The organism is Alteribacillus persepolensis, from assembly GCF_900099605.1.
GTDB lineage: Bacteria > Bacillota > Bacilli > Bacillales > Marinococcaceae > Alteribacillus > Alteribacillus persepolensis.
Genome location: NZ_FNDK01000047.1, coordinates 1 through 9,297 on the forward strand (window position 1 = coordinate 1; position 9,297 = coordinate 9,297).

Annotated in this window: 6 protein-coding genes; 1 reads left to right on the forward strand and 5 read right to left on the reverse strand. The window is 36.7% G+C overall.

The window, feature by feature from the left end:
• Positions 1-141: 141 nt before the first annotated feature.
• From ltrA to BLT18_RS17595, 3 genes are all read right to left on the reverse strand, one after another.
• Complete coding sequence (ltrA, locus tag BLT18_RS17585; RefSeq protein ID WP_091277011.1) at positions 142-1,935, reverse strand: group II intron reverse transcriptase/maturase; 1,794 nt, start codon at positions 1,933-1,935, stop codon at positions 142-144.
• Positions 1,936-2,716: 781 nt separating this feature from the next.
• The gene (locus tag BLT18_RS17590; protein WP_091277013.1) at positions 2,717-4,111 is read right to left on the reverse strand and encodes a hypothetical protein; all 1,395 of its coding nucleotides are present in this window, start codon (positions 4,109-4,111) and stop codon (positions 2,717-2,719) included.
• 25 nt (positions 4,112-4,136) lie between these two features.
• Positions 4,137-4,973, reverse strand: coding sequence for a DUF6414 family protein (locus tag BLT18_RS17595; protein ID WP_091277015.1), 837 nt, complete (start codon positions 4,971-4,973; stop codon positions 4,137-4,139).
• 300 nt (positions 4,974-5,273) lie between these two features.
• On the opposite strand from BLT18_RS17595, the gene BLT18_RS17600 reads away from it, so the two are divergent.
• On the forward strand, positions 5,274-6,089 hold the full coding sequence (locus BLT18_RS17600; RefSeq protein ID WP_091277017.1) for a hypothetical protein: 816 nt from the start codon (positions 5,274-5,276) through the stop codon (positions 6,087-6,089).
• A gap of 901 nt (positions 6,090-6,990) precedes the next feature.
• Here the strand turns inward: BLT18_RS17600 and istB are convergent.
• Both istB and istA read right to left on the reverse strand, forming a co-directional pair.
• Positions 6,991-7,710 carry an IS21-like element helper ATPase IstB gene (gene istB / locus BLT18_RS17605; RefSeq protein WP_091277018.1) on the reverse strand — a complete coding sequence of 240 codons (720 nt, stop codon included), beginning with the start codon at positions 7,708-7,710 and terminating at the stop codon, positions 6,991-6,993.
• The gene (gene istA, locus BLT18_RS17610; protein ID WP_091277021.1) at positions 7,707-9,209 is read right to left on the reverse strand and encodes an IS21 family transposase; all 1,503 of its coding nucleotides are present in this window, start codon (positions 9,207-9,209) and stop codon (positions 7,707-7,709) included. The genes istB and istA overlap by 4 nt, the downstream gene beginning before the upstream one ends.
• Positions 9,210-9,297: the final 88 nt, after the last annotated feature.

A 9,297-nucleotide genomic window follows, 5' to 3' on the forward strand; every position in this document is an offset into this window, starting at 1 on the left:
GTCAGCAATAGGTAAGCGTTTGAAGTTATCTCCGGCTTTTCCCCTGCTCCACACGGAGCGTGCAAGTTTCCCCGCACTCCGCGTTCCATCTAACGGAATTTACTCGATTATAAGTTCCTCGTTACTTCGTGTTTGAGATTTTTAGATAGCTTCAAGCTTACATTTTTCTCTAAAACGATTGACTTTTTCAATCATTGCTCCAGTAAGCTGAAATCTCCTTATAAGTTCATTAATCATCTTTTTATCCTTTGAATGAATCAATCGGTGTACATCTTCGTGGAGAATGCGAAGATTATTAAATTGATCGCTTCCTCCAAGGATTAGCGGTACATAGTGATGGCAATGGACATTAGTTGCCGACAATTCCATGCCTGTAATTTCACATTTCCCCATTTTCATACTGTACCGACTGATTCGGTTATCCATGTATTCAACACTCCTGGTTGGAAGTGTTGATTTCATTAGTATACTAACTTGTCGTTGAATATCGGGACGCAACTTTTTGTGCATCATTTCCCTGCCTTCTTTGGTAAAAGGAGTCATACTTGGGCTGAATCCCATTGTATTCACCGTTTTAACATCGCCAAGTGGAAACAAATATACACCAGCAATTTGAAACGTCTTAAAACTACAACGGTACATCTTTTTATAAGTCGGCGGAGGATTAGCCGGATGACCATATTTACCTACTGGTCTAAGATGATTATACATGAACGCCCTTATATCATAGGCAAGACGTGAGAACTCCAGATTGACCTTAGTAGCCCTTTTGAAATAATGATGAATTCCCAGCACAAAACTGTTGAAAAGCAATGCATTCAGAGCCGAAGGCGAAGACCTGATTCTTCGAATCAGTTTCCTTGCCTCTTCTTTGATTTTGCGCTTTTTATCCGGTTTAATACCAGTACGCGCAACTCTCTTATTATGCTTTTTATTGGCACGGATAGTGAAGCCTAAGAATTCGGATTCTCGTTTTCGCAGGTTCACAATTTGTGATTTTTCCGGCGAAATGTCCAATTTTAAACGGTCTTTAAGGTAAAGTCTTGTAGCGTGATACCATATCTGCGCCGTTTTACCATCCTTACAGATGATTTTAAAATCATCCGCATAACGAACGAGATAACCCTCTTTAAGGTTAGTACGTTTTTTGGCCTGTCTTTCACCGACTTTGGATTGATATGGTTTGGACAACGGAAAGAACTCCCATTGTCCGGCAACCCATTGGTCAAGGTCGTTAAGCACGATGTTTGCCAATAACGTCGATAAGATGCCGCCTTGCGGCACGCCTTCTGTAGGTGTGCCTTCTCCATCTATTTCAGCTTTCAGCATTCTACCAATACAGGCTAATACTTTTCGGTCTTGAATTCCCATGTTCCATAGTTGCTTTATAAGCAGCGTATGGTTAATATGGTCAAAGAAACCTTTGATATCAACATCAACCACAAAATGAAAGTGTGATAGATTGATAAGCTGTTGGATTCTTGCCATGGCATGATGTGCCGAACGGAGTGGTCTAAATCCGTAACTATGGTTATAGAATCTAGCTTCCGCAATCGGTTCAAGCACCTGTTTAAAGCTTTGTTGGATAATGCGGTCTAAAATACAGGGAATGCCAAGAGGTCTCCACTTTCCATTGCTTTTCTCAATCCATTTTCGCCTGACTTTCTTTGGACGATAATTTTCTAGTTGCCTCCGGATTTCCATCACCAGTTTTTCTTCGGACCACTTTTTCATGTCGTTGATGGTATTTCCATCAGTTCCGGGTGTTTTGGAACCTTTATTTGATTTGATGGTACGATAAGCGAGTAAAATATTTTCTCTGGATGTGATTACATCGTAAAGACGAGAAAAAGATTGTTGTTTCAAGCTTTTATCGTATAAATCTGTAAACGTCTCCGTCATCTCATAGTAATCCCAATATCGCAAAGCTTGCACTGTGGCATCTCTCCTTTTTGGAGTGATGTTCCCACGTTCTTACCCGATCGGTGCAATACACGTTTGGAAAATAATCTTTCATTTCGCTAGACTTGGGGCTGTTCCTCCACTCCCATTACAAGAGATTCATCAGTCATGCCCCTACCCTCGCAAGGATAAATGCCTTTTAGCATAAGCCTTATAGCAACCGTTTCGGATGACAGTCCTTGTTTCAACGTTCCTTGTTTTCCAAGTCCCTTACAACCTAGCTATCCATACTGAACTTAGGTGTTCCCCTGGAAGCCTGTGAGCTGGATACCGCCTTTGTCCGGTATAGCGTGTTTCATAGGGCGCATTTTTACTGCACACCACTCACCCCATCGTTAGGTGGGACATAAGTTTCCTTATGTTCAAACTTTAGACCTGTATATTCGGTTATTCGTCAGTTTCATTCCGCTGAAACCATTCTCACCATATCCAGTTTTTCAGCCGTGCGGCATATCCGTTGGCATACCTTCTTATCAAAAGTGGCTCCAGCCTTCGTTCTGCCGAATCTACCTGTACTTCAAACCCCGTGACCTGTCAGTCACGACGCATGCAGGAGTATTGACGGGATGGTTTCAAGAAACATGGTTCCGTCATTCCCATCCTTGGTTGTAAAGTTAGGATTGTCCGCTAAGTAATCCCCTGCATTTCACGCTCCATGCGCTTATAGCAGAACTTGTCGAGCGGCGCCCGTTTGTTGAAGATTGAATTACCTTCTTGTGGTACGGTTCTCCGTAATGTTGTATCTAAGTGAGGTTTATTCCATTTTATTTTGCATACTTTCCATGTGTACCAAGAAAGAATTTCTTTCTTTAAAAAAGTAATCTTCTAATTCTACATTTTCTAGTATTTCCTCTCCTAAGTAATCATTGACTAAAGATATGTGCGCATTAATAATATCGAATATATGAGGTATTGCATCAATATACCTTGAAGAAGATGGGCTAACAGTAAAATGATTTAAATGCTCTGGATTTGCACACTCAACCATTAAACTAGACAATATAGCTGTCAAAGAAGCATGGATAAATTCGCTATTGTACTCATAGTATTTATCGTAGTCATCTTTCAAATTCAGTTGTATAGCATACTCTCTTGCGGATTTTTTAAAATAATCTCCATGTATAGGTATTGGGTCTAGCAAATCATTATTAGAAGCCAGCATCAAAATCCCAATATCCTCCACATCTTCTTTTCCTGTTCTTTTTAAAATATGAAGTCGCATTCTGTCTAGCGCAAATTCTTTATACTGTTGAATTTCATTGTTTTCAATCAAATATTTCGATTGCCAATAATTATCGAATAAAATCCTCGTTGAAGCGGCAGCCAGTACTCCATTAATAGCAAAGAGAGAATAAGTTAATTCTTTGATTATTCTAAAGCTATAAAGTAGTTTTGAAACTATGACTTTTTCATTATCAGTTAGCCAGTCCCAGTTCATCGAAAATAATTCTGGCAGCCTTTCAAAATAGTTATTCTCTAACCCTATTTTCGCATAATATTTCATTTCTTTTTTCTCAACCATGCATGGTGAAAACTCTTTTAAAATGTCTATAACTGATTGAGGAGGCATTATCTCTTCTTCATCTTCAACTACTCCTGCTGATTTTAATCCAAGGTAAATAGCATTAATAACAGAACTTTTTTCCTTAAGTTCATTTTCTAGGTTATTACTAAAACCTAAAATGTCTTCAGGCAATAGATTAGTTTTAACCATATGAAAAATTCTACTTAAAGTGTGATAAGGATGATTTTTTTCTTTTAATAACTCAAGCTCTTCTTTGTATTTCATGATATTAATTCCACTAACTATTTTACGTTCAAAAACCATGTTGTGCTTCGATAATAAATGATTAAGCCTGATTTCTTCTGATTGGCTTATATTCCATTCCAACAAATTAGAGTTGTTTTCTTTTGAGAATAGAATTAAATCTTTAATAAATTCTCCAAAACCCACCGATTTAACAATCTCAATTATCCAAAGGTGTCCAACAGTTAAACTATAAATATATAATTCACCATTAGACCTTTTAACCTCTGGAACAACAGGGTTTATAAACAATGACTTTTTTTTATCCATTTTAAAGTCTTTAATATTAGGGTTAATTCTTTTTCTCAACATTTCTGCAAATTCTAAATCTTTATCTGTCACTCATATCCCCCTAAACATACATCTTTTATTGTTTAAAAATAGCTATTGGTCTAATTATAACCGCTGGCTTTGTAGCTACTTCAAATAAATCACCTTTTTGTTTTCTTCTTTCCTCTCTATTCATTAACCTGTCAACACCTTTCAATGTTGAATCAAAGACAGTATATCTGTCACTAGCTCCCAAAACATGCTCTACTCTAGCTAAAGTGTATGCATTACCGAAAGTTAAGTCCTCCAGAGAGCAATCTACTAAGTTATCATGAATAACTTTTGCTACAAAATAATACTTCCTTTTATTTGGTGAGCCAATTGGAATTGAATAAACATTCGTGTATTTTTTTGAAGCAGCTTCCTCCCTGTAACCCCTACTTTCTTCTATGACCTTTTCAAAATCCTCATCTCTTTCAATCCATCCCTTTGCTAGTTCATAAAAATCTGCTCCTATATTCAACATCTGTGCATTTTCATATCCCTTTGGCAGAGAAATTTCAGAAGAGTAATAGACAAACTGCCCATTCTCTAGTTGAGACCAAATAACTGGGTCAAAACCTTCTAAATATTGAAGTGCAGGCTCAATATACCTGAATAATTTATCAAATTGTGAATCAATTGTAGGCTCCTTTGTAATTTGAACCGAAACTGTATCTGTTTTTCCCGTTCTTTTTACTCCCACGTTTGGAATCGGGATACCTGCTGCAACAAGTAATTTTTGAATTTCTCCTATTGAAACCTCGAAATCCCAGTTGGGCTTGGCTGCAATATCTGTTTCAAGCACTTCTTTAACTAAACCTTCTTCTATTGATGATAAATACCTTTTAACTGTTCGTTCATCTAAGTATATAAAATCTCTTAAATTAAACAAATAAACTCCCCCTACTTATGTTTAACTCATTTTACATATTATAACATTTAATTACGTTTAGGTGATATCTAGTATCATCTTCATTTACTTAATTAACCTTAATTAAAATAATGAAAAAGAGAAATATTCACTGTGATGATGAAATGAGTATTTCTATTTTTTATGAACTGTAATTGCATGGAGATATATTATGGGAAGGAAACTTGATTAATTTTCCAAAAATATTACAAATTAAAATAGATTAATATGCTAAAATTAGATAATAAAATATATAAGGAATTACAGAGGTGTTTATAACTTATGGAGATAGGAAATACCGAGGAACTTCCAATACAGAAATTTCACTTTTCAATGTCGCACCTTTTGCATATAGGCCATACACATGACAATTTACCGTCAGATTTGATAAGAGATTTATATAGTATTGTAGATAATTACTATTTAGAATCATTATCAATATTGAGGTCTTCAAAAAAAATTAGTAGTAGAATTACAATTGAAATTGACTCAAAATTAAAAGAATCTCGAGAAATGTTGGAAAATCATATAAGATTAAGAGAACAGACGCAAGACTCCGGTGAATTGGAATGGGCAGATGTTATTCAATCTCGTCACGTGTCCGAAAGGGAGTTCAAATTAAAACAAATAGAGTTAGAGGGTGAAATGAATTCTTTAGCATCTATTGTAATGTTTCTAAGTTTATTGGAATCGACTTTATTTAGTCTGACCATGAAACTTATTGAAACTAAACCTTCACTTCCTGAAATGCAAGATGTTATGAATAGAAGTGATAATGGCATAGTTAAATACCTTAAATATTTCGAAAGATACATTGAAAAGCAAGAAAAACACTTTATTGTTGGTACGAAAAAATATGAATTAATAAGGTTTTGGTTGAATGTCAGAAATAACATTGTACATAGTAATAATGTAGTAAAACAAGAGATATTAAGTGATGCAAATAGATTAAAAATAGACATATCTATTAATCGTTATTCAAATAAATTTCGCTTTAAAGATGTTGATGTAATGTCAATTGCAAATCTTTGTGGAGAAATATTGGATGATTGTATTGAAAAAGGCTTATATAAGTATTTTGGTATGGAGGAAGAGTAATAAAATTAGGTACTGACGAGATAGTGCTTAATAAATGATTATGGTACCTTTATCTAGTTTGATGGTAAGATATACAGGTTAATTAAAATATTATATAAATTAGAACCAATTCTATTTTTGTTTATTTTTCTTTTAGAAAGAGGCGTTCAATAATTGAGTGACTCTTTCTTATTTTGTCATTTCTCACTAGTTATGATTAATCAAAACCTCATTTACTTTTGATACGGTTCCCCACCCTTGATACTAAATTTGCTCCTCAACAATCTGGCCCTTTTGTTGAAGAGAATCCGTTTTTTCAATAACTAACCATTGTATCTATTACGTTCGTTTTTGAGACAGGTCACATGGTCATTTGAAACTCTTAAAAGTGTGAATTTTAGTAATAAATGGCGTATTATTTTTAGGATTATTTGTCGTAAGGAGTGAATCTCTGGATAGTTCCAGAGAAGCTGTCACCAGGAGAAAATGATGGATTGTATTACAAGCGATCATTTTCATCATAAATTTTTTATTCTAAGTGGTAGCATTAGGTGAATTTGAAATTTAAAGAGGAATTAAATAAAAAAGCCTAATTTCTCAACATTTAAAGGAGAAATCAGGCGTTTATTTACTTCATAATCGCGCCCGATTGCTTAAGACTGATTATTTCGAAGCAGCAGGATTAACTCAATATAGCTCTTTAAATAAACAAGGCGCTATCTTTTTTGTAGATAAGCGCCGGTTCTTATAAGGCTGTTAATTGTTTGTTGATGTTATAAAAAAATTCACCGTGAATTTAGTGACAAGCTTTAAAATAGTATAGGTAAATATATAAGAGAGCAGAAAACCGATACCGAGTTGTATTTGGCAACCGAAAATTGTAATAAACGGACTTTTAATTTGTAAGCCACTTGCCAACCGATTATTGATGTAATAAAGATTCCTTATATCGGAAGCTGTCCCCTTTAAACACTAATAAATGGGAGTGATGTATCAGCCGGTCAATGACAGCTTCTGTGATAATAGAATCGCCAAATACGTGGTTCCATTGACCGAATTGTAGATTGGTTGTGACGACGATGCTTCGGTTCTCATAACACATCGAAATCACTTGAAACAGAAGCTCAGCTCCTTCTTTATTTAATGGGATATATCCCAGTTCGTCTAGAATAAGTAAATCCAGCTTTTCTAACTTTTTCATAAACTTAGGAAGCGAGCCATTTTGATTAGCCTCTATAAGCTGGTTGGATAAGCTTGCCGTGGTAAAGAACTTCACTCGGCTGCCAAACCTATGTATGGCATTCAGGGAAAGCAGTGTTGCTAAATATGTTTTCCCTGTCCCTACGCCTCCATAGAGAATTAAATTCTCTTTAGGATCAATAAAATCACCCTGTAAGACGTTTTCTCGTGTGATCCCTTGTGGGATTTGAATGTGTTCCCATTGAAAAGGCTGGCTTCCCGTTTTGGGTAACTGTGCTTGCTTTAGTAGGTTATTTAGCTTTCGTTCTTCTCGGTTTTCCACTTCTTTTTCAAACAGCTTGAGAAGATATTTTTCATTGGTCTCCGCCTGCACTTCGTGGTAATGTTCTCGAACCCAGCTTAATTTTAATCGCTTCGCATACTCTTCAATGTGTTCTCTCATCTTTTTTCATCTCCTTCCCGGAAGAAGGCATCGTAGTGAGATAACCCACGAGTGATGTCAGGTACTTGTGGGATATTTCCCCCGGCAGGAACTTTTTCATACCGTTCGCCGTAATGAAACAGGGTATAAAAACAATGCTTGATTTGATCGACGTCTGGATGACCATGTTCAGAAGCTAACACTAGTGCTTGATTCAAGATGGAAAAGTCATCATTTTTCAATAGATTGGTTAACAGCCGCAAGGCTGCTTTTTGTTCTTCTTCCGTACAGTTTTGCAAATAGTCGCTCCATTCTTTCGGAAACTGGTTATACAAGCTGGAGTATTTGATAGCCCTGGGTCGTTTAGCCAGTAACTCAAGGTATGGCTGCCATACCATGGATTTTCGTTTAATACCATACAACCTAGAATGCCGCACAATAACCTCTTGTGCTTCATTGACAATCATGATGGCATCATAGGATATACAAACACGAACTCGCTGTTTGGCAAAACGAGGAGACGTAGAATACTGTTTACCGTCTACAGAGATAAACCCATATTTATCTGCTTTACAAGTTTCATAGCGAACACATTCAAACGGTTTTCCCGGTGGGAAAAGCCAATTTGTTTTCTCTTCCTCATACAAGTCGGTTAACATGATATCTCTTTTATAGTGGAGACGTTCACGATCGTCCTCCGCCATTGTCCATAGTGTCTTATTAAATAAATCTAAGTCGGTAATCGTGCATGCTGGCAGTAAGTAATTGTTGCGGATGTACTTCACCATGGATTCAACGTGTCCTTTTTCATTCCCCTTGCCAGGATTACAGAATTCATAGGCAAAACCATAATGCAGGACAAAGCGTTCAAATGTGTCTGTCAACTCTCTATTTCCTTTACTATAAATCTTTTTCACCGCAGGTGATAAGTTGTCAAACCGTATGATTTTTGGCACTCCGCCCATATAGTGAAACATTCGCTGTAGTCCTTCCAATAGGCACTCTGTATTTTCTGAAGGAAATACCTGAAAATAAAAAGTATTACTATAAGGAAATGACATGACAAGGAACGGCAGATCTATATCACGTCCCCCATAATCAAATGGAGCTGTGCCAAAGTCTACTTGTGCGGTTCCCGGTATGGACTCCAACGGAAGGGCAGCTTCTTGATCGTATTCTGTCAGTTCCTTCTTTCGCCGAGATACATACTTGCGTACCGATCGCTCGGAACCTTCAAAGCTATGAAATTTCTTTAGTTGCTGGTACATTCGTTTGGCTGTACGTTGATACTTCTTTTTTCCCTGCAAGTCCTCTTTGATCCATTTATCTAAGATGGGCTTTACTGGATCCATGACCGGGGATGGACGCTTTTGCGGTGGGCGGACAGGAAACTCATCCTGATCGGCGTATTTTTTCACTGTCCGTTGATCTACTTCCACTCTTCTCGCTACACTTGCATAGCTGTCGCCTTTTCGGTTCACTTCATGTCTGATATAATCAATCTGAGCCATTGCTAACATCTCCTAATAACCTCCTGCTGAACGTTGTTGGTCCAACGAGGAGTGTAAAGTTATTTTTGGAGGTTGGCAAGTGGCTCTTTTTTGTCTG

Coding starts and splice junctions, on each gene's coding strand:
- BLT18_RS17600 (WP_091277017.1), top strand. CDS start 5,274: ATGGAGATAGGAAATACCGAGGAACTTCCAATACAGAAATTTCACTTT.
- istB (WP_091277018.1), bottom strand. CDS start 7,710: ATGAGAGAACACATTGAAGAGTATGCGAAGCGATTAAAATTAAGCTGG.
- istA (WP_091277021.1), bottom strand. CDS start 9,209: ATGTTAGCAATGGCTCAGATTGATTATATCAGACATGAAGTGAACCGA.